General features: G+C 66.4%; 18 protein-coding genes. 11 read left to right on the top strand and 7 right to left on the bottom strand.

What is annotated here, in order from left to right:
* Positions 1–440 precede the first annotated feature (440 nt).
* Both metK and VL129_RS12875 read right to left on the bottom strand, forming a co-directional pair.
* The gene (gene metK, locus VL129_RS12880; RefSeq protein WP_325413298.1) at positions 441–1,631 is read right to left on the bottom strand and encodes a methionine adenosyltransferase; all 1,191 of its coding nucleotides are present in this window, start codon (positions 1,629–1,631) and stop codon (positions 441–443) included.
* 4 nt (positions 1,632–1,635) lie between these two features.
* On the bottom strand, positions 1,636–2,634 hold the full coding sequence (locus tag VL129_RS12875) for an ArsR/SmtB family transcription factor (RefSeq protein WP_325413296.1): 999 nt from the start codon (positions 2,632–2,634) through the stop codon (positions 1,636–1,638).
* Positions 2,635–2,832: 198 nt separating this feature from the next.
* Between VL129_RS12875 and VL129_RS12870 the strand changes: the two genes are divergently transcribed.
* Genes VL129_RS12870 through VL129_RS12860 form a run of 3 tightly spaced genes read left to right on the top strand, consistent with a single transcriptional unit; the run spans position 2,833 to position 5,125 of the window.
* Positions 2,833–3,780 carry a sulfurtransferase gene (locus VL129_RS12870; protein WP_325413294.1) on the top strand — a complete coding sequence of 316 codons (948 nt, stop codon included), beginning with the start codon at positions 2,833–2,835 and terminating at the stop codon, positions 3,778–3,780.
* Positions 3,781–3,796: 16 nt separating this feature from the next.
* Entirely contained in the window at positions 3,797–4,945 is a 1,149-nt protein-coding gene (locus tag VL129_RS12865) for a YeeE/YedE thiosulfate transporter family protein (protein WP_325413292.1), read from the top strand.
* A gap of 15 nt (positions 4,946–4,960) precedes the next feature.
* Positions 4,961–5,125: a hypothetical protein gene (locus tag VL129_RS12860; RefSeq protein WP_325413290.1), complete on the top strand. Its 165-nt coding sequence runs from the start codon at positions 4,961–4,963 to the stop codon at positions 5,123–5,125.
* A gap of 48 nt (positions 5,126–5,173) precedes the next feature.
* Here VL129_RS12860 and VL129_RS12855 read toward each other — a convergent pair whose 3' ends face one another.
* Complete coding sequence (locus tag VL129_RS12855; RefSeq protein WP_325413288.1) at positions 5,174–5,773, bottom strand: LysE family translocator; 600 nt, start codon at positions 5,771–5,773, stop codon at positions 5,174–5,176.
* Between the two features lie 124 nt (positions 5,774–5,897).
* On the opposite strand from VL129_RS12855, the gene VL129_RS12850 reads away from it, so the two are divergent.
* The 7 genes from VL129_RS12850 to VL129_RS12820 all read left to right on the top strand — a co-directional run bounded on the left by VL129_RS12850 (position 5,898) and on the right by VL129_RS12820 (position 13,761).
* Positions 5,898–6,818, top strand: coding sequence for a LysR substrate-binding domain-containing protein (locus VL129_RS12850; RefSeq protein ID WP_325413286.1), 921 nt, complete (start codon positions 5,898–5,900; stop codon positions 6,816–6,818).
* A gap of 118 nt (positions 6,819–6,936) precedes the next feature.
* Positions 6,937–8,937: a transketolase gene (gene tkt / locus VL129_RS12845; protein WP_325413284.1), complete on the top strand. Its 2,001-nt coding sequence runs from the start codon at positions 6,937–6,939 to the stop codon at positions 8,935–8,937.
* Positions 8,938–9,041: 104 nt separating this feature from the next.
* Positions 9,042–10,094 carry a glyceraldehyde 3-phosphate dehydrogenase NAD-binding domain-containing protein gene (locus VL129_RS12840; protein WP_325413282.1) on the top strand — a complete coding sequence of 351 codons (1,053 nt, stop codon included), beginning with the start codon at positions 9,042–9,044 and terminating at the stop codon, positions 10,092–10,094.
* A 3-nt stretch (positions 10,095–10,097) separates the two neighbouring features.
* Positions 10,098–11,261, top strand: a complete 1,164-nt coding sequence (locus VL129_RS12835; RefSeq protein WP_325413280.1) for a phosphoglycerate kinase — start codon at positions 10,098–10,100, stop codon at positions 11,259–11,261.
* A 72-nt stretch (positions 11,262–11,333) separates the two neighbouring features.
* Positions 11,334–12,398 carry a class II fructose-bisphosphate aldolase gene (gene fba, locus VL129_RS12830; protein ID WP_325413278.1) on the top strand — a complete coding sequence of 355 codons (1,065 nt, stop codon included), beginning with the start codon at positions 11,334–11,336 and terminating at the stop codon, positions 12,396–12,398.
* A gap of 140 nt (positions 12,399–12,538) precedes the next feature.
* Entirely contained in the window at positions 12,539–12,931 is a 393-nt protein-coding gene (locus VL129_RS12825; protein WP_325413276.1) for a YkgJ family cysteine cluster protein, read from the top strand.
* Between the two features lie 122 nt (positions 12,932–13,053).
* Complete coding sequence (locus tag VL129_RS12820; RefSeq protein WP_325413274.1) at positions 13,054–13,761, top strand: GNAT family N-acetyltransferase; 708 nt, start codon at positions 13,054–13,056, stop codon at positions 13,759–13,761.
* A gap of 102 nt (positions 13,762–13,863) precedes the next feature.
* Here VL129_RS12820 and VL129_RS12815 read toward each other — a convergent pair whose 3' ends face one another.
* The 3 genes from VL129_RS12815 to VL129_RS12805 form a co-directional block, all read right to left on the bottom strand.
* On the bottom strand, positions 13,864–15,162 hold the full coding sequence (locus VL129_RS12815; protein WP_325413272.1) for a TRAP transporter large permease: 1,299 nt from the start codon (positions 15,160–15,162) through the stop codon (positions 13,864–13,866).
* Entirely contained in the window at positions 15,152–15,628 is a 477-nt protein-coding gene (locus tag VL129_RS12810) for a TRAP transporter small permease (protein ID WP_325413270.1), read from the bottom strand. The genes VL129_RS12815 and VL129_RS12810 overlap by 11 nt, the downstream gene beginning before the upstream one ends.
* 75 nt (positions 15,629–15,703) lie before the next feature.
* Entirely contained in the window at positions 15,704–16,702 is a 999-nt protein-coding gene (locus tag VL129_RS12805; RefSeq protein ID WP_325413268.1) for a DctP family TRAP transporter solute-binding subunit, read from the bottom strand.
* Between the two features lie 593 nt (positions 16,703–17,295).
* Here VL129_RS12805 and VL129_RS12800 point away from each other — a divergent pair.
* On the top strand, positions 17,296–17,940 hold the full coding sequence (locus VL129_RS12800) for an endonuclease (RefSeq protein ID WP_325413266.1): 645 nt from the start codon (positions 17,296–17,298) through the stop codon (positions 17,938–17,940).
* Between the two features lie 185 nt (positions 17,941–18,125).
* On the opposite strand, the gene VL129_RS12795 is transcribed toward VL129_RS12800, so the two are convergent.
* Entirely contained in the window at positions 18,126–19,904 is a 1,779-nt protein-coding gene (locus tag VL129_RS12795; RefSeq protein ID WP_325413264.1) for an acyl-CoA dehydrogenase C-terminal domain-containing protein, read from the bottom strand.
* Positions 19,905–19,961 lie beyond the last annotated feature (57 nt).

Genomic DNA, 19,961 nt, shown 5'->3' with positions numbered 1-19,961 from the left:
AGACTCGGGTCGCTCATAGCTACGCTATGCCCGCCCGAGTCTCTATACAGCGGAATAGCTGCTTTTTCGGCTTTCCGCCACCCTGATTCCTTGCCATTTACAGTTCCACTACTACATTGCGTCATATTGTCTGGGCAACAGCGATTAGATGGAATCCATGCCAACGGATAACGATGGAGGTCGATATAACCCCCCTCGGCGCTCCGCAGCCTCCGAAAAATTCTTTTTTAATTTCATACGGATAAAGCCTTCCAGCCACAACCAGGCGTATTCGCTTGGCTTCCATATAACACTCAGTCCGACGCTACTATTACGCCATCACCCTGTCCACCCCATCTTTCCTCCCTTCCCTTTTCCCAAGCCCAACAAAAAACCCCGCCCGGCCTGCGCCGAGCGGGGTTTTCTTTATCCCGAACTAACAGTGCGTAAGGCAGTACGCCTTACAGCCCCGCCGCCGCGCGCAGGGCTTCGGCCTTGTCGGTCTGTTCCCAGCTGAAGGTGGTAAAGGTGTCGTTGCCGACGGTCTTCTGTTGCGGAGTGCGGCCGAAGTGGCCGTAGGCCGCGGTGGCCTGGTACATCGGGTGCAGCAGGTCGAGCATGCGGGTGATGGCATACGGACGCAGGTCGAACACTTCGCGCACCAGGTTGACGATGGTGGCTTCCGGGACCTTGTTGGTGCCGAAGGTATTCAGGGAGATGGACGTCGGTTGGGCCACGCCGATGGCGTAGGACACCTGGATCTCGCAGCGCTCGGCCAGGCCGGCGGCGACGATGTTCTTGGCCACGTAGCGGCCGGCGTAGGCGGCGCTGCGGTCGACCTTGGACGGGTCCTTGCCGGAGAAGGCGCCGCCGCCGTGGCGGGCCATGCCGCCGTAGGAGTCGACGATGATCTTGCGGCCGGTCAGGCCGCAGTCGCCCACCGGGCCGCCGATGACGAACTTGCCGGTCGGGTTGATGTGGTACTGGGTGTCCTTGTGCAGCAGCTCGGCCGGCAGGGTGTGCTTGACGATCAGCTCCATGACCGCTTCCTTCAGGTCGGCCTGGCTGATCTCCGGGTTGTGCTGGGTGGACAGCACCACCGCGTCGATGCCGACCACCTTGCCGTTCTCATAGCGGCAGGTGACCTGGCTCTTGGCGTCCGGGCGCAGCCACGGCAGCAGGCCGGACTTGCGCGCTTCGGCCTGGCGCTCGACCAGGCGGTGGCTGAACACGATGGGCGCGGGCATCAGCACGTCGGTGTCGTTGCTGGCATAGCCGAACATCAGGCCCTGGTCGCCGGCACCCTGGTCTTCCGGCTTGGCGCGGTCGACGCCCTGGGCGATGTCCACGGACTGCTTGCCGATGATGTTGATCACGCCGCAGGTGGCGCCGTCGAAGCCGACTTCGGAGCTGGTGTAGCCGATGTCGCAGATCACGTCGCGGACGATCTGTTCCAGGTCGACCCAGGCGCTGGTGGTCACTTCACCGGCGACGATGGCCACGCCGGTCTTTACCAGGGTTTCGCAGGCCACGCGGGCGTGCTTGTCCTGGGTGATGATGGCGTCCAGCACGGCATCGGAGATCTGGTCGGCGATCTTGTCCGGGTGCCCTTCGGAGACGGATTCGGAGGTGAAAATCGAGTATTCGCTCATCGGTTCATTCCTGTGAGGGGCTTCGTGCATCCGTCCGGGCGAAATGCCGCAGCTGAATCTGAAAGCCGTTTTTCAAGCCTATGTACACGCTTTCGCCGCAGGCCAGGCCGGCGGCGGTGGCCCAACGGGCCAGGTCTTCCTGTTCGAACCCCAGCCAGACATCCCCGCAGGCGTCGCGGGCCCAGCTCTGGTCGTGGCTGCACAACTCGCTGACCAGCAAACTGCCGCCCGGCCTCACCAGGCCGGCCAGCGCACGCAGCGCCTCGGCCGGGGCGGCGAAGTGGTGCAGCACCATGTTCATCACCACGCAGTCGGCCTGCACCAGGGGCGATGCCAGGGCATCGGCCAGGCGCAGTTCCACATTAGCCAAGCCGTCCCGCAGGCAGCGCTCGCGGGCCAGCTCGAGCATTTCCGGGCTGTTTTCCAGCGCGGTGACCCGGGCGAAGCGCCGCGCCAGTTCCGGCAGGAAGGCACCGTCGCCGGGGCCGACTTCGATGGCGCTCGCGTCGCCGGCGAAACCCAGCGCGTCGATCAGCGCCAGCAGGCTGTCGCGGTACTGGCCGATGCTGGCGATCAGGTCCTGGCGCGCCTGGAAGCTGCCGGCCATGCGCGCGAAGAAGTCGCGGCTGGCCTCGGCGCGCCGGGCATGCACCTGGGCGATGCGCGCCTGTGCGTCCAGAGGCAGTTCGAGGCGGTCCACTTCTTCCAGCAACGCGCTCTGCAGCGCGCCGCCCAGTTCTCCGGCCTGCGCCAGCGCGCGGCGGTAGAAGATGGCGTTGCCTTCACGACGGGTGGCCACCAGACCGGCCTGCGCTAGCACCTTGAGGTGGTGGCTCATGCCCGACTGGCCAACGGCGAAGATCTGCGCCAGCTCCAGGACGCCGAACGAATCGTTGGCCAGCGCGCGCAGGATGCTCAGCCGCAGCGGATCACCGCCGGCCTTGCACAGGGCGGCGAGGGTGTCGCTGGCGGGCGGCGCGGAGGCGGGAAGCGGCAGGTTCATGAGGCCGGCAGTCTAGTCGGTCAACTTTTCAGCGGCAATGACCAATATCAAAATCATTTGATATAGCCTGCTGGCATTGTGGTTATAAGGTGAGAATTTGTTGATCCTTTGGCTGCTAACGGTTTTACCCGTATCCTCCGCCCCCGGACGGCCTGACCGCCGCCAGCCCGCCTGTCGTACCCAGGATGACCATAGAAAATGACCCCACGCCTTGCTTCCCTGCTACTGGCCGCCGTCTGCCTGTTGGGCGGTCCGCTGGCCTTCGCGCTTGAACACCCCGCCGCGCTGCTCAGCGCGGAGCAACTGAAACCACTGATTGGCCAGCCGAACGTGCGTCTGCTGGATATCCGCGCACCGAAGGATTTCGCCGCCGGCCATATCCCCGGCGCGGTGAACACGCCCTACGGCCAGTACCGCGGCCCGGCCGACAACCCCGGCAAGCTGCCGACCGCCGAGCACCTGACCCAGGTGGTGCAACGCGCCGGCATCCGCGCCGACCAGCATGTGATCGTCATTCACGGCGGCAGCAACCACACCGAATTCGGTGCGGCGGCCCGCGTGTACTGGACGCTGAAGGTCGGCGGCCTCACCAAGCTGTCCGTGGTCGACGGCGGCACCCGCGCCTGGAAGGACGCCGGCGGCGAGCTGGCCACCGAAGCGCGCCAGGTCGAGCCCAGCGACTTCACCTACGTCTACGACCAGCGCCAGATCGTCACCCGCGAGGAGCTGGCGCAGATCATCCGCAGCGACGACACCCCGCGCCTGCTGGATGCCCGCCCCGCGCCCTTCTTCAAGGGCGAGGTGAAGCCGGCCACCGCCGCCCGCTACGGCACCCTGCCGGGCGCCGACTCCTTCGACAACGCGCAGTTCTTCGCCGCCGACGGTTTCCGCCTGAAGCCCCGCGCCGAGCTGCTGGCGCTGGTGCAACAGACCGGCGCCGACCGGGGCGACACCGTGTCCTTCTGCAACACCGGCCATTGGGCCGCCACCAACTGGTTCGTCATCTCCGAGATCGCCGGCAACAAGGCGGCGCGCATGTACCCGGCGTCGATGGTGGAGTGGAGCCGCAGCGAGCTGCCGATGAAAAACCAGCCGTCGCGTTTCGGTGCGCTGCTGCAGGACCTGACCCACGCGATCAACAAGTAATCCCGGAAGCCTTCCCATGCTGTCTTTCACCCGTCTGTTATTCGTTCTCGGCGGCCTGACCGGCGCGCTGGCCGTGGCCTACGCCGCCGGCGTGCGCCAGGGTCTGCTGGTGCTGTTGGGCATCGGCTTCGGTGTCGTGCTGCAAGGCGCGCGCTTCGGCTTCACCACCGGCTGGCGCGATTTCATCGAGTCGCGCAACCCGCAGGGCCTGTGGGCGCAGATGCTGCTGCTCGGCCTGGCCGCCGCGCTGACCCTGCCGCTGATCGCCGGCAGCGGCGGCGAGCTGGTCGGCGCGGTGTCGCCGCTGACCATCAGCCTGATCCTCGGCGCCTTCCTGTTCGGCCTGGCCATGCAGATCACCGATGGCTGCGGCTCGGGCACCCTGTACAAGGCCGGCGCCGGCGCGCCGCTGTCCTTCGCGGTGCTGCCGACCTTCATGCTCGGCAGCTTCCTCGGTGCCTCGCACCAGCCGACATGGATCGCCCTCGGCGGTCTGCCGGCGGTGGATCTGCTGCAGTTCGGCGTGCCGACGGCGGTGCTGATCACCGTGGCGGGTTGTGCACTGGTGGCGCTGGTCGCCGGTCTGATGGCCAGGCGCGAACCGGTTTCCACCGCCCTGAACGTTTCCTGGTTGGGCGGCGCGGCTTCGGTCAGTTGCCCCACCCCGCCGGCCCTCTGGGCGCGCCGCTGGTGGCTGGGCGCGCTGCTGCTTGCCGGCCTGTACGTGCTGCACCTGCTGGTTGCCGGTCAGCCGTGGGGCATCGTCTACGGCATCGGCCTGTGGGGCGCGAAGATCGCCGGCGCGGTCGGCTGGAGTCCGGTCGGCGATGCCTTCTGGGGCGTCGATCCGCATGCGCTGCGCCTGGCCGAGCCGCTGCTGGCGGACGTTACCTCGGTGACCAACATCGGCCTGATCTACGGCGCACTGGCCGCCTCGCGCTGGAACGGCACGCCGAACATCAGCTCGCCGTCGACCAAGCGCCTGATCATCGCCTCCATCGCCGGCCTGGTGCTGGGCTACAGCTCGCGCATGGCCTTCGGTTGCAACGTCGGCGCCTACCTGGGCGGCATCGCCTCGGCCAGCCTGCACGGCTGGGTGTGGTTCGTCCTGGCCTTCATCGGCTCGATCTATGGCGTGCGCCTGCGCAAGCGCCTGGCCCAGTAAGCGGAGCGATTTTCCATGAGCAAGCAAGCCTTTCTGACCTGCACCCTGCTGTTCTGGCTGGTGGCCGTGGGTCTGGTGATTCTCGATACCGCCGCCACCGCCACCGTGCGCGTCGAGCCGCCACCGTTCGCCTTCGGCAGCGGCCAGGCCGCCTCCGGCGGCCACTGTTCGGGACGCTAGTTCTGCAAAAAGGGTGTCGGGCAACCGACACCCTTTTTTTCCAGGCGCCTACAGGCGCTGCAGCCCGACACTCAGCGCCAGCCCGCCGAAGCCGATCAGCACATAACCGGGCAACTGCCGCAGCCAACGATCCACCTGCGGGTGCCCCGCCAGGCGCTGAAACAGCAACCCGTAGCTCAGCAGCACGGCCAGATCGATGGCCACCCAGATCAGCAGCAGGATCAGGGCCTGCTGCATGAACGGCGCCCCGACCCGAATGAAGCCGGGCAGGAAGGCCAGGAAGAACAGGATGTCCTTGGGGTTGGACAGACCCACCGCCAGGGCCTTCCAGAAGCGCCGTACCGCAGGTTGGTCCGTGCACTCTCCGGGACTTTCCGGCGCCGCACGCAAGGCGTCGAGCCCCAGCCACAGCAGATAGCCGCCACCCAGCACCTGTCCCCAGCTCAGCACCCCGGGGTGGACTTGCAGCGCCATGGCGATCATCACCAGGGCGCCAACCATCAGCACCTGCGCCGACAGCACGCCGCCAAGCAGGGTCCACCACAGCCCGCCCCGACGGGCATCCGCGATCACCAGCGCAACCACGGGACCGGGGGAGGCGATCAGCAGGGTCACGGCCCCGGCAAAAGTCAGATACGTTGCACTCATGATTGTTCCCGGCCGTCGAAGGCGTTGCGAAACGCTGAAAGGCCGTGAATTATCCGCAGGCAACCCAAGGGGCCAAAACGGATAAGACGCCCCATTTCTATGACTCAAACTCATGGACTTGCGCATGCCTGGCCGACTGCCACCCCTGTACGCCCTGCGCGCCTTTGAAGTCGCCGCCCGCTGCGATTCGTTCACCCAGGCCGCCGAGGTGTTGTGCCTGACGCAGAGCGCCGTCAGCCGCCATGTCAAAGGACTGGAGCAGGCGCTGGGCTGCCAACTGTTCGAACGGCGCGGCCCGAAACTGCGCCTGACCGACGCGGGCACCCAGCTGGCCCAGGAGCTGAGCCGCAGCTTCCGCCGCATGGAGCAGGCGTGCAGCGCCGTCCGCCAGCAGGGCGGCGCATTGCGCCTGAAGGCGCCCACGACCATTACCCTGCGCTGGCTGCTGCCGGCGCTGGAAGGTTTCCATGCCGAGCATCCCGATCAGCGCGTGCAACTGACCAGCGTGTGGATGGACCCGGACGCGGTGGACTTCCAGGGCGAGCCCTTCGATTGCGCCGTGCTGCTGGCGGACGGACGCTTTGCCGAAGGTTGGGGCTATCAGAAGCTGTTTGATGAATGGCTGGTCCCGGTGTGCTCCCCGGCCGTGCAGGCCAGCCGCAGCTGGACAACCGACGCACTCGCTTGCGCTCCCCTGCTCCATCCCTCCCGGGACGGTCGCGACTGGCGCCGCTGGCTGCAGCGCCTGGGCCTGGAAGAGACCGTGGACTGGCGCACCGGCACGCGCTTCGACAGCCTGGAACTGGGCATGTCGGCCGCCGCACAGGGGCACGGTGTGTCGATTGCCGATCTGGCGCTGGTGAATGCCGACTTGCAGCGGGGCGCCCTGAGCATTCCCCTGCCGACGGCGGTGCGCACGGGTGATGCCTATTATCTGGTGTGGCCGCAACAGCGCGCGAACCACCGCGCACTCGAGGCGTTGCGGGCCTTCCTGGCGGAGCGCGCGCCGGGTCCGCCAGAAGCGCACCTGGATTTTCTCGAATAGCCGCGAACCGCAAGGAAACGTTTATCCGCCCCGGCATTTCAGTCGTTGCCCCGCCTCTCGCGCTGGGGGAAAATGGCGGCCTTTTTAACCGCACTACCCCCCGCAGGAGAATTCAGCGATGCCCAGCCGTCGTGAGCGAGCCAATGCCATTCGTGCCCTCAGCATGGATGCCGTGCAGAAAGCCAACAGCGGCCACCCGGGTGCCCCGATGGGCATGGCGGACATCGCCGAAGTCCTGTGGCGCGATTACCTGAAGCACAACCCGAGCAACCCGCTGTGGGCCGACCGCGACCGCTTCGTGCTGTCCAACGGCCACGGCTCGATGCTGATCTATTCGCTGCTGCACCTGACCGGCTACGACCTGTCCATCGACGACCTGAAGAACTTCCGCCAGCTGCACAGCAAGACTCCGGGCCACCCGGAGTTCGGCTACACCGCCGGCGTGGAGACCACCACCGGCCCGCTGGGTCAGGGCATCGCCAACGGTGTCGGCTTCGCGCTGGCCGAGAAGGTGCTGGCCGCGCAGTTCAACCGCCCTGGCCACAGCATCGTCGACCACCACACCTACGTGTTCCTCGGCGACGGCTGCATGATGGAAGGCATCAGCCATGAAGTCTGCTCGCTGGCCGGCACCCTGGGCCTGGGCAAGCTGATCGCTTTCTACGACGACAACGGCATCTCCATCGACGGCGAAGTGGAAGGCTGGTTCACCGACGACACCCCGAAGCGCTTCGAAGCCTACGGCTGGCAGGTGATCCGCAACGTCGACGGCCATGACGCCGACGAGATCAAGCAGGCCATCGAGACCGCGCGCAAGAGCAACGAGCAGCCGACCCTGATCTGCTGCAAGACCACCATCGGCTTCGGCTCGCCCAACAAGCAGGGCAAGGAAGAGTGCCATGGCGCGCCGCTGGGCAACGACGAGATCGCCCTGACCCGCGCCGCGCTGGGCTGGAATCACGGTCCGTTCGAGATTCCCGCCGACATCTATGCCGAATGGGACGCCAAGGCCGCCGGCGCCAGCCGCGAGAACGAGTGGAACCAGCGCTTCGCCGCCTACGCCGCCGAGTTCCCGGAACTGGCCGCCGAGTTCAAGCGCCGCATGGCCGGTGAGCTGCCCGCCGACTTCGCCGAGAAAGCCTCGGCCTACATCCGCGACGTGGCCAGCAAGGGCGAAACCATCGCCAGCCGCAAGGCCAGCCAGAACGCGCTGAACGCCTACGGCCCGCTGCTGCCGGAACTGCTCGGCGGCTCCGCCGACCTGGCCGGTTCCAACCTGACCCTGTGGAAGGGTTGCCAGTCGCTGACCCACACCGACCTGTCCGGCAACTACGTGCACTACGGTGTGCGCGAGTTCGGCATGAGCGCCATGATGAACGGCGTGGCCCTGCACGGCGGCTTCATCCCCTACGGCGCCACCTTCCTGATGTTCATGGAATACGCCCGTAACGCGGTGCGCATGTCCGCCCTGATGAAGCAGCGCGTGCTGTACGTGTTCACCCACGACTCCATCGGCCTGGGCGAGGACGGCCCGACCCACCAGCCGGTCGAGCAGCTGACCAGCCTGCGCAGCACCCCGAACCTGGACACCTGGCGTCCGGCCGATGCGGTGGAATCCGCCGTGGCCTGGAAGCACGCCATCGAGCGCAAGGACGGCCCGAGCGCGCTGATCTTCAGCCGCCAGAACCTGCCGCACCAGCTGCGCGACTCGGAAACCGAGGCGGCCATCGCCCGCGGCGGCTACATCCTCAAGGACTGCGCCGGCGAGCCGGAACTGATCCTGATCGCCACCGGCTCGGAAGTCGGCCTGGCCATGCAGGCAGCCGAAAAGCTGACCCTCCAGGGCCGCAAGGTGCGCGTGGTCTCCATGCCCTGCACCAGCGTGTTCGACGCCCAGGACGCCGGCTACAAGCAGCGCGTGCTGCCGGTGGAAGTCGGCGCGCGCATCGCCATCGAGGCCGCCCATGCGGACTTCTGGTACAAGTACGTCGGCCTGGAAGGCCGCATCATCGGCATGACCACCTACGGCGAATCGGCCCCGGCCGCCCAGCTGTTCGAGGAGTTCGGCTTCACCGTCGACAACCTCGTGGCCACCGCCGAAGAACTGCTGGAAGACTGATGCCGCACGGGGTGGATGGCTGCGGCCCTTCACCCCTGCCCGGTGTAGGGTGGAAAACCCGCAACGCGGTTTTCCACCCATTGCCTCCCCCAAACAGAGCCGCCATGCCCAACCGCCCCTACAACATCGCGCTCAACGGTTACGGCCGCATCGGCCGTTGCGTGCTGCGCGCCTTGTACGAGCGCAACGCGGGTAGCCTGCGGATCGCGCTGATCAACGATCCGGCCGACCTGGCCAGCATCGAGTACCTGACCCGTTTCGACTCCACCCATGGCCGCTTTCCCGGCGAGGTCGGCCTGGACGGCGACGCCCTGCTGCTCGGCGGCCAACGCCTGCCCGTGCTGCGCGAAAGTACCCCGGAAGCCGTCGACTGGGCCGCCCATGGCATCGACCTGGTGCTGGAATGCTCCGGCGTCTACCACACCCGCGCCGAGGGCCAGCGTTTCCTGGCTGCCGGTGTGCCCCGCGTGCTGTTCTCCCAGCCGATGAACAGCGAAGCGGATATCGACGCCACGCTGGTCTACGGCATCAATCACCAGAGCCTGCGCGGCGACGAGCGCCTGCTCTCCAACGCTTCCTGCACCACCAACTGCGGCGTGCCACTGCTCAAGCTGCTGCACGAGGCCATCGGCCTGGAGCAGATATCGATCACCACCCTGCACTCGGCGATGAACGACCAGCCGGTGATCGACGCCTACCACCACACCGACCTGCGCCGCACCCGCTCGGCGTTCCAGTCGATGATCCCGGTGTCCACCGGCCTGGCGCGCGGCATCGAGCGCCTGCTGCCGGAGCTGAGCGGACGGGTGCAGGCCAAGGCGATCCGCGTGCCGACGGTGAACGTCTCCTGCCTGGACATCACCCTGCAGACCCGCCGCGACACCAGCGCCGCCGAGGTCAACCGCATTCTGCGCGATGCCGCCACGGCGGGGCCGCTGAAAAACCTGCTGGCCTACACTGAACTGCCGCACGCCAGCTGCGACTTCAACCACGATCCCCACTCGGCCATCGTCGATGGCAGCCAGACCCGCGTGTCCGGCCCGCGCCTGGTCAACCTGCTGGCCTGGTTCGACAACGAGTGGGGCTTTGCCAACCGGATGCTCGACGTGGCGGAACATGTTCTGCGCGTCGCTCACCGCCCACAGCCCAAGGACTGATCCATGACCGTTTTGAAGATGACCGACCTCGATCTCGCCGGGAAGCGCGTGCTGATCCGCGAGGACCTCAACGTCCCCGTGAAGGACGGTGTGGTCACCAGCGACGCCCGCATCGTGGCTTCCCTGCCGACCATCAAGCTGGCCCTGGAGAAAGGCGCGGCACTGATGGTCTGCTCGCACCTGGGCCGTCCCACCGAGGGCGAGTTCAGCGCCGAGAACAGCCTGGCGCCGGTGGCCGCCTACCTGAGCAAGGCGCTCGGTCGCGAGGTACCGCTGGTCAAGGACTACCTGGACGGCGTGGACGTGCAGCCCGGCCAGATCGTGCTGTTCGAGAACGTGCGCTTCAACAAGGGCGAAAAGAAGAACGCCGATGAGCTGGCGCAGAAGTACGCCGCGCTGTGCGATGTGTTCGTGATGGACGCCTTCGGCACCGCGCACCGCGCCGAGGGCTCGACCCACGGCGTAGCCAAGTTCGCCAAGGTCGCCTGCGCCGGCCCGCTGCTGGCCGCCGAGCTGGAAGCCCTGGGCAAGGCGCTGGACAAGCCGGCCCGTCCGATGGTCGCCATCGTCGCCGGCTCCAAGGTGTCCACCAAGCTGGACGTGCTGAACTCGCTGAGCCAGACCTGCGATTCGCTGATCGTCGGCGGCGGCATCGCCAACACCTTCCTGGCCGCGGCCGGCTACAAGGTCGGCAAGTCGCTGTACGAGGCCGACCTGGTCGACACCGCCAAGGCCATCGCCGCCAAGGTCTCCGTGCCGCTGCCGGTGGACGTGGTGGTGGCCAAGGCCTTCGCCGAAGACGCCGAAGCCACCGTCAAGGCAGTGGCCGACGTGGCCGACGACGACATGATCCTCGACATCGGCCCGCAGACCGCGCGCCTGTTCGCCGAGATGCTCAAGGCCTCGCAGACCATCCTGTGGAACGGCCCGGTCGGCGTGTTCGAGTTCGACCAGTTCGGCAATGGCACCCAGGTGCTGGCCCAGGCCATCGCCGCCAGCCCGGCGTTCTCCATCGCCGGCGGCGGCGACACCCTGGCGGCCATCGACAAGTACGGCGTGGCCGAGCAGATCGGCTACATCTCCACCGGCGGCGGCGCCTTCCTGGAATTCGTGGAAGGCAAGGTGCTGCCGGCGGTCGCCGTGCTGGAAGAGCGCGCCTCGGCCTGAAAACTTGAACCCGGCCTGCCCCTGCGGCAGGCTGGCCCCGAATAAAACCCCCTACATCTGGGAGCTACACCGATGGCCCTTATCAGCATGCGTCAACTGCTGGACCACGCCGCCGAATACGGCTACGGCGTGCCGGCATTCAACGTCAACAACCTCGAACAGATGCGCGCCATCATGGAAGCGGCCGACAAGACCGACTCCCCGGTGATCGTCCAGGCCTCGGCCGGTGCCCGCAAGTACGCCGGCGCGCCCTTCCTGCGCCACCTGATCCTCGCCGCGATCGAAGAATTCCCGCATATCCCGGTGTGCATGCACCAGGACCACGGCACCAGCCCTGACGTCTGCCAGCGCTCCATCCAGCTGGGCTTTTCCTCGGTGATGATGGACGGCTCGCTGAAGGAAGACGGCAAGACCCCGGCCGACTACGACTACAACGTGCGCGTGACCCAGCAGACCGTCGCCTTCGCCCACGCCTGCGGCGTGTCCGTGGAAGGCGAGCTGGGTTGCCTGGGCAGCCTGGAAACCGGCTCGGCCGGCGAGGAAGACGGCATCGGCGCCGAGGGCATCCTCGACCACAGCCAGATGCTCACCGATCCGGAAGAAGCCGCGCAGTTCGTCAAGGCCACCCAGGTGGATGCCCTGGCCATCGCCATCGGCACCAGCCACGGCGCTTACAAGTTCACCAAGCCGCCGACCGGCGACATCCTGGCCATCGAGCGCATCAAGGAAATCCACAAGCGCATCCCCAACACCCACCTGGTGATGCACGGCTCCTCCAGCGTGCCGCAGGAATGGCTGAAGGTGATCAACGAGTTCGGCGGCGACATCAAGGAAACCTACGGCGTGCCGGTCGAGGAAATCGTCGAAGGCATCAAGTACGGCGTGCGCAAGGTGAACATCGACACCGACCTGCGCCTGGCGTCCACCGGCGCCATGCGCCGCATGATGGCCCAGCAGCCGAGCGAGTTCGATCCGCGCAAGTTCTTCGCCGCGACCGTCACCGCCATGCGCGACATCTGCATCGCCCGCTACGAAGCCTTCGGCACCGCCGGCAACGCCTCCAAGATCAAGCCGATCTCCCTGGAAGGCATGTTCCAGCGCTATGCCAAGGGCGAGCTGAACGCCAAGGTCAACTGAGCCTTGCCGCTTTAACGAAACAGCCCCGCCCTGCGGGGCTGTTTCGTTTTGGCCACAAAAAATACTGTTCCGCGCCTGCCGGCGCCCTTTAAAATCCGCGCCCTCTCCGCCCCGCTGCGGGCCTCTCGCTGTACATCCCCATGAAACCCACCCTGATCGCCGCCGCCGAACTCGACCGCCTGGAAACCTGGGCCAAATACCACAAGGGGCTGTGCGACAGCTGCCAGGCCGTCTGCTGCACCCTGCCGGCGGAAGTGCGCGTGGCGGACCTGATCCGACTCGGCGTGCTGGATGAGTTCGACGCCGGCGAGCCGCCCCGGCAGCTGGCCAAGCGCCTGATGAAGGAAGGGGTGATCCAGCACTTCAACCAGAAGCGCGAGCTGTTCACCTTGCAGCAGATGTCCAATGGCGACTGCCTGTACCTGGACCGCAAGAGCCGCCGCTGCACGGTGTACGACAAGCGCCCGGATACCTGCCGCAACCACCCGCAGATCGGCCCGCGCCCCGGTTATTGCGCGTATCGGCCACGCTAGAAAATTGTCTTTCCGCGAAGCCGAGCTAGGGTTTCCGGGGATAGCGCCGGCCGCCTGCCCAGGAACGGAACGGCTGTTGTGAAGTCAACTTCACATATCCCCCCTTGCTAGCGAGGCTTCACATGGAACGTCCCTCTCCCCGCCATCTGCTCGGCCGCTTTCGCCGCAAATTGGAAAAGCTGGGGCCGGGCCAGACGGCTCACTTAATGCTGGTGCGCCTGCTAGACCGGATCAGCCTGTTCAAGATCATGCGCGGCATCCTGCTGGTGAAGGTCGACCCGGCCTTCCTGGAGTGCCCACCCCACCTGACACCCGGTTTTCTCGATGAATCCCGGCTCTGGCAGCTGGCCCGCGACCCGGAGAATGCACTGGATGCCAGCTTCCTCAACGAGGCGCTGGCCAAGGGTGACCGCTGCTACGCCATTCTCGAAGGCGAGAAGCTGGCCGCCTACGGCTGGTATTCACGCCAGCCGACGCGCGTTGATCCTCCGCAGCTGCTGCTCAGCTTCGATGCGAACTACGTGTACATGTACAAGGGACTGACCAAGCCGGACTATCGCGGCCAGCGCCTGCACGCCATCGGCATGAACCTGGCCCTGCAGCAGTACCAGGAGCAGGGCAAGAAGGGGCTGATCTCGTACGTGGAGTCGACCAACGTCGAGTCGCTGAAGTCCTGCTTCCGCCTCGGTTACCGCCTGTTCGGCTCGATCTACCTGTGGCGGGTGTTTGGCCACTACCTGCGCCTGTACAGCCCCGGCTGCCGGCGCTATGGCTTCAGCCTGCAGGACGCCGAGCCGCGCAGCGACGGCTGGGGCGCGCGCAAGGCCTGAGGACGCCTGGCGGGATGTGGGAGCGAATTCATTCGCGAGCGGTTGCGCGCGGTCAGCACGAAAGCTCGCGGACAAGTCCGCTCCCACCAAAGCGGCGGGGCATCACCCCAGCTCGTAACCCAGCACACGCGGCAGCCACAGGGCGATTTCCGGGAACACCGCCACCAGCAGCAGCGCCAGGCCCATGGTGCCCACGAACAGCATTGCCCAGCCGGCCGTCTGCTCCAGGCGAATCTTCGCCGCCTCGGTGGTCACCAACAGGTTGACCGCCACCGGCGGGGTGAACTGGCCGATGGCGATGTTCATCGCCATGAGGATGCCGAACCACACCGGGTTCCAGCCGAAGTGCTGCATCACCGGGATCAGCACCGGCATCAGGATCATGTAGATCGAGATGGCGTCCAGCAGCATGCCGGCCAGCAGGATCGCGATCATCACCAGCAGCAACAGCATGGCGCCGTTGTCGGACAGCGAGATCAGCCACTCGGCCAGGTGGCGGAAGGTGCCGAGTAGTGTGCCGGACCAGGCGAAGATGCCGGCCAGGGCGATGATCAGCATCACCACGGCGGAGATCACCGCCGCCTCGCCGATCAGCTCCCACAGGTGCTTCCACTGCAGCTCGCGGGTCACCCACAGGCCGACCACGATGCCATAGGCCACCGCCACCACCGCCGCTTCGGTGGGGGTGAACAGACCGCTGCGCAGGCCGCCGAGGATCAGCACCGGGGCGAACAGCGCCGGCAGCGCCTGCCGGAAGGCCGGCCACAGCGGCGGGCGCGGCTCGCCGCTCGGCGGTTCCCAGCCGTTGCGCCGCGCCAGCCACCAGGCCGGCAGCAGCAGCACCAGGCCGGCGAGGATGCCGGGGAACAGGCCGGCGGCGAACAGCGCGCGCAGGTCGACGCCCGGCACGATGATCGAATACAGGATCAGGGCGATGGACGGCGGAATCAGGATCGCGGTCGACGCCGACGCGGCGATCAGCGTCGCCGAGAACGGCTTGGGATAGCCGGCCTTGGTCATGCTCGGCAGCATCACCATGGCCACCGCGGCGGCATCCGCCGGGCCCGAACCGCTCATGCCACCCATGATCAGGCAGACCAGCACCGCCACTGCGGCCAGGCCGCCATGCCGCTGGCCGATCAGCGCCTGGGCGAACTGCACCAGACGCAGCGCCACGCCGGACTTCTCGAAGACCAGCCCGGTGAGGATGAACAGCGGAATGGCGATCAACGGGTACTTGGCGATGCCGTTGTAGGTATTGGTGCCCAGGGTGGCCAGCATATCCGGCGACAGCCCGGTGAGAATGCCCACCGCGCCGGCCAGGCCGAGGGCGAAGGCCACCGGCACGCCGAAGGCCAGGAAGGCGATGAAGCTCAGCAGCATCCAGAGATCAGGACTCATCCTTCAGCCTCCCGCGCAGGCGGTCCAGGGTCATCTGGGTCAGGCGCCAGGCCACGGCCAGCGCCAGCAGCGGCAGCCAGACCACGTACCACCAGTTGGGCAGGCCCAGGCCCGGCGACTGCGATTCCCACTGGTATTCCTGCCAGGCGAAGACCCCGCCGTACCAGACCACCAGGCCGAGCACGGTCATGCCGCACAGCCACTGGAACAGGATCAACGGCGTGCGCAGACCGGGCAGCTTGTCCTCGATCAGCGCGATACGGATATGCCCGTTGCGGCGCATGGCCACGGCGGCGCCGGCGAAGGTCAGCACCACCAGCATGAAGATGGAGATTTCCTCGGTGAAGGCGAACGAGGCGTCGGTGACGTACCGCACCACCACGTTGGCCAGGCTGATCAGGCTGATCACCGTCAGGGCGAGGGTGGCCAGCCAGCGTTCGGGCCTGGCGTCCGGTCGATGACTCATAACTAGAACCTCAAGGGCCGGCACCGGGGTGCCGGCACGCACAACCGAAGGCGCAAAGAGTGCGCCTTCGCTACCTCAATTGCCGGCGACGGCGTCGCGAGCGGCCTTGAGCAGGTCGGCGCCGATGCGCTTTTCCCACTTGGCGTACAGCGGCGCGGTGGCCGCGACGAAGGCCTGGCGTTCGGCCTCACTCAGCTCGACCACCTGTACGCCACGCTCACGAATGGCGGCCAGGCGCTGGGCTTCCTCGGCACGGGACTTCTCGATCTCCCACTGGCCGGCATCGATGGCAGCCTGCTTGAGCAGTGCCTGATCCTCGGCGGAGAAGCCCTTCCAGATGCTCGGGCTGACGGCGAAGATCAGCGGGTCGGCCATGTAGCCCCACAGGGTCAGGTACTTCTGGTCCACCTGATCGATGCGCGCCACGTCGAATACCGACAGCGGGTTCTCCTGGCCGTCCACGGCGCCGGTGGTCAGTGCCGGCTTGGCGTCTGCCCAGCTCATCTGCGTCGGGTTGGCGCCCAGGATGCTGAAGGTGTCCTGGAACAGCGGCGAGCCGACCACGCGGATCTTCATGCCCTTGAGGTCTTCCGGGCTGCGGATCGGCTTCTTGGAGTTGGAAAGCTGGCGGAAGCCGTTCTCACCCCAGGCCAGCGGCACCACGCCGCGCTTTTCGATAGCCTTGAAGACGGTCTCGCCGGCCGCGCCGCGGGTGATGGCGTCGGTATCGGCGTTGTCGGCCACCAGGAACGGCAGCGAGAACAGGTTCAGCTCCGGAACCTGGGGCGACCAGTTGATGGTCGAGCCGACGGCCATGTCGATCAGGCCGGACCGCATGGCGGAGAATTCCTTGGTCTGGTCGCCGGCAACCAGTTGGGCGTTGTCATAGACACGCAGGGTGATGCGGCCGTTGGAGCGTTCCTTGACCAGTTCGGCCCACTTGCTGGCGGCCTGGCCCCAGGGGAAGGCGTCGGACAGTACGGTGGACACGGAGTATTCGCGAGCGTGCGCACTAAAGGCGGCGGTCAGCGTGGCGGCAGCGGCCAGCGCCGTGAAACAACGGCTGAGCTTCATGGGAGCGTCCTTGGGATCGTGATCTTTTTATGGAATGCGAACAGCCATTGCCCGAGAGGCATGGCGGATCCGATGACAACCGGATAGGTCGTCTGGGCGCGCCGGGTAGACGCTAGGAGGGATGACGCCAATTGGCGTCGAGTGTCGCCGGGGCTTTTTGGGCTCGCGACTGGGTCAGCGGATGCGCTTAGGCGGCTAACTATCGCAGAAGCTTCGGGCAATTGCCACGCTCCGGGAACGAGAGATCCGTGCGGAGCACGGCTTCGGCCACAGAAGAAATTTCCGGAAGCGCAAAAAAGAAAACCCCGCAGTGCGGGGCTTGCAGATTGAATCCTGACATCCTTGTTTGACCCGCCATCCTGGGGGTCCGGAAATTCCATTTTTGTTTTTCACGCTTCCTGCGCGTTTTCCGTTGCAGGCAAGACTACGCAGGCGCTCCGAGAGGCGACAGCGCCAATCACCAGTAGACCCTGTAAGCCTTTTCCTACAACAGCGTCGGCCTTTGCCGGGTGGGCATCCGTGGCGCAAGGGGCGCAGAATCGAACGGCCCAATAACAACAACAGACGCCGACACGGTGTCCAAGGGTCGAAACATGCGCAACCTCGCTCTGTCCCTGCTAATAGTTGCCGCAGGCGTCCACGCTCACGCTCTGGCCGCCGACGTCCAGACCCGCTTCCACGGCCAGGACGAGGCCGAGCAGGCCTTCTGGTCCGAGCTGTATGCCAGTGGCGGCGAAACCCTGTTCTGCGGCCAGACGTTCGCCAGTGATGAGGGCCTGGCCATCAGCGCCATCTACGGCGTACGCGAGATCCGCCAGGCGCTGCGCTGCACCACCACCAACCAGTGCGCGGTGCAGACGCCACGCTACCTGAACATGGTCGGCGACCTGCACAACCTTTACCCGAACGAGGCGCGCCTGGAGGAACAGCGGCGCAACGACCGTTTCGGCGAGGTCGCTGGCGGCAGCCCGGCCGGCGAATGCGGGCTGCGCAGCGGCTTCAAGCTGCTCGAACCACCCACCTCGGCCCGCGGCAACGTGGCCCGCGCGCTGTTCCACATGCATGCCGAGTACGACCTGCCACTGCCGGTGGCGCTGGACGTGCTGCAGCGCTGGCATCGCGAGGATCCGGCCGATCAGATCGAACGCATCCGCAATGACCGCATCGCCCTGCTGCAGGGCACCCGCAACCGCTTCATCGACGATCCCGCCCAGGCCGAGCGATTGGCCAAGCACTGAGGACCTGTGGGGCCGGGTTTATCCCGGCCGATGGGGGTGGGACCCGCGCCCCGGGCCGGGAGCCGGGTCCGCTGGCCGGGATAAACCCGGCCCTACCGGCTCAAGCCCACCGTTACGGTGGTCCCACAAACAAAAATGCCCGTATCTCGCGATACGGGCATTTTCATTCAACGCTCAGTCGAGGCTCAGAACTGCTCGGCGTCGAGCAGGAACAGCGACTCGCTGCCGGCGCGCACCGCCGCGCTCAGCGACTGTACGCGCGGCAACAGGCGAGCGAAGAAGAAGCGCGCGGTGCCCAGCTTGCTGGCGTAGAAGGCTTCCTCGCCTTCCTTGCCCAGCGCGGCCTTGGCCATCTGTGCCCACATGTAGCCGTAGGCGACGTAGCCGAAGGCCTGCAGGTATTCCACCGACGCGGCGCCGATCTCGTTGGGGTTGGACTTGGCGCGATCCAGCACCCAGGCGGTGAGTTCGTCGAGCTGATTGACGGCGACCTTCAGCGGCGCGGTGAATTCGCCCAGCGAGGCGTCGGCACCGTTGATGAACGCGGTGATCTCGTCACGGAACTGCGCATAGAAGGCGCCGCCGTTGCCCACCACCTTGCGGCCCACCAGGTCGAGCGACTGGATGCCGTTGGTGCCTTCGTAGATCTGCGTGATGCGGCAGTCGCGCACCAGCTGCTCCTGGCCCCACTCGCGGATGAAACCGTGACCGCCGAAGATCTGCTGGCCGTGCACGGTGGTTTCCAGCGCCATGTCGGTGAGGAACGCCTTGGCCACCGGGGTCAGCAGCGCAATCAGGTTCTCGGCGCGCTGGCGAGCGGCGGCGTCTTCGCTGTACTTGGCGATGTCCAGCTGCACGGCCACGTAGCTGGAGAACGCGCGACCGCCTTCGTTCAGCGCCTTCATGGTCAGCAGCATGCGGCGCACGTCCGGATGCACGATGATCGGGTCGGCCGCCTTGTCCTGGGCCGCCGGACCGGTCGGTGCGCGGCTCTGCAGACGCTCGCGGGCGTATTCGATGGCGCTCTGGTAGGAGCGCTCGCCCAGGGCCAGACCCTGGATGCCGACGCCCAGGCGCTCGTAGTTCATCATGGTGAACATCGCCGCCAGGCCCTTGTTGACCTCGCCGACCAGCCAGCCGGTGGCGCTGTCGAAGTTCATCACGCAGGTGGCCGAAGCCTTGATGCCCATCTTGTGCTCGATGGAGCCGCACGACAGGCTGTTGCGCGCGCCCAGGCTGCCATCGGCGTTGACCATCACCTTGGGTACCAGGAACAGCGAGATGCCCTTGGAACCGGACGGCGCATCGGGCAGCTTGGCCAGCACCAGGTGGATGATGTTCTCGGTCAGGTCGTGTTCGCCGCCGGTGATGAAGATCTTGGTGCCGGTGACCTTGTAGCTGCCGTCGGCCTGCGGTTCGGCCTTGGTGCGGATCAGGCCCAGGTCGGTGCCGGCATGCGGCTCGGTCAGGCACATGGAACCGGCCCACACGCCGGCGTACATGTTGGGCAGATAGGCCTGCTTCAGCTCTTCGCTGGCATGGGAGTTCAGCGCCAGGCAGGCGCCAGCGGTGAGCATCGGGTAGAGGCCGAAGGACAGGTTGGCGGAGTTGACCATCTCCTCGACCTGGGCGCCGATCACCTTGGGCATGCCCATGCCGCCGAACAGCGGGTCGCCACCGACGCCGACCCAGCCGCCCTCGGCGTAGGTCTTGTAGGCCTCGATGAAGCCGGCCGGGGTCTTCACCGCACCCTCGTTCCAGCTGCAGCCTTCCTCGTCGCCGCTACGGTTGAGCGGTGCGATGCTGCCGGCGATCACCTTGCCGGCTTCTTCCAGCACGGCGATGGCGGTGTCGCCGTCGATCACCTCGGCCAGGCCGGGCAATTCACTCCACAGGTTGGCAACGTCGAAAACCTCATTGAGGACGAAACGCATGTCACGCAGGGGCGCTTGGTAATCAGCCATGTAAACCTCGATTCAACGGTGACCGCAAAGGCCGGGAACGAAGAAAACGCGAGTCTA

It is taken from the genome of Pseudomonas sp. (assembly GCF_035497915.1).
Taxonomy (GTDB): Bacteria; Pseudomonadota; Gammaproteobacteria; order Pseudomonadales; family Pseudomonadaceae; genus Serpens.
Note: the sequence above shows the minus strand (reverse complement) of the source record. Positions and strands in the feature narration are given on the sequence as shown.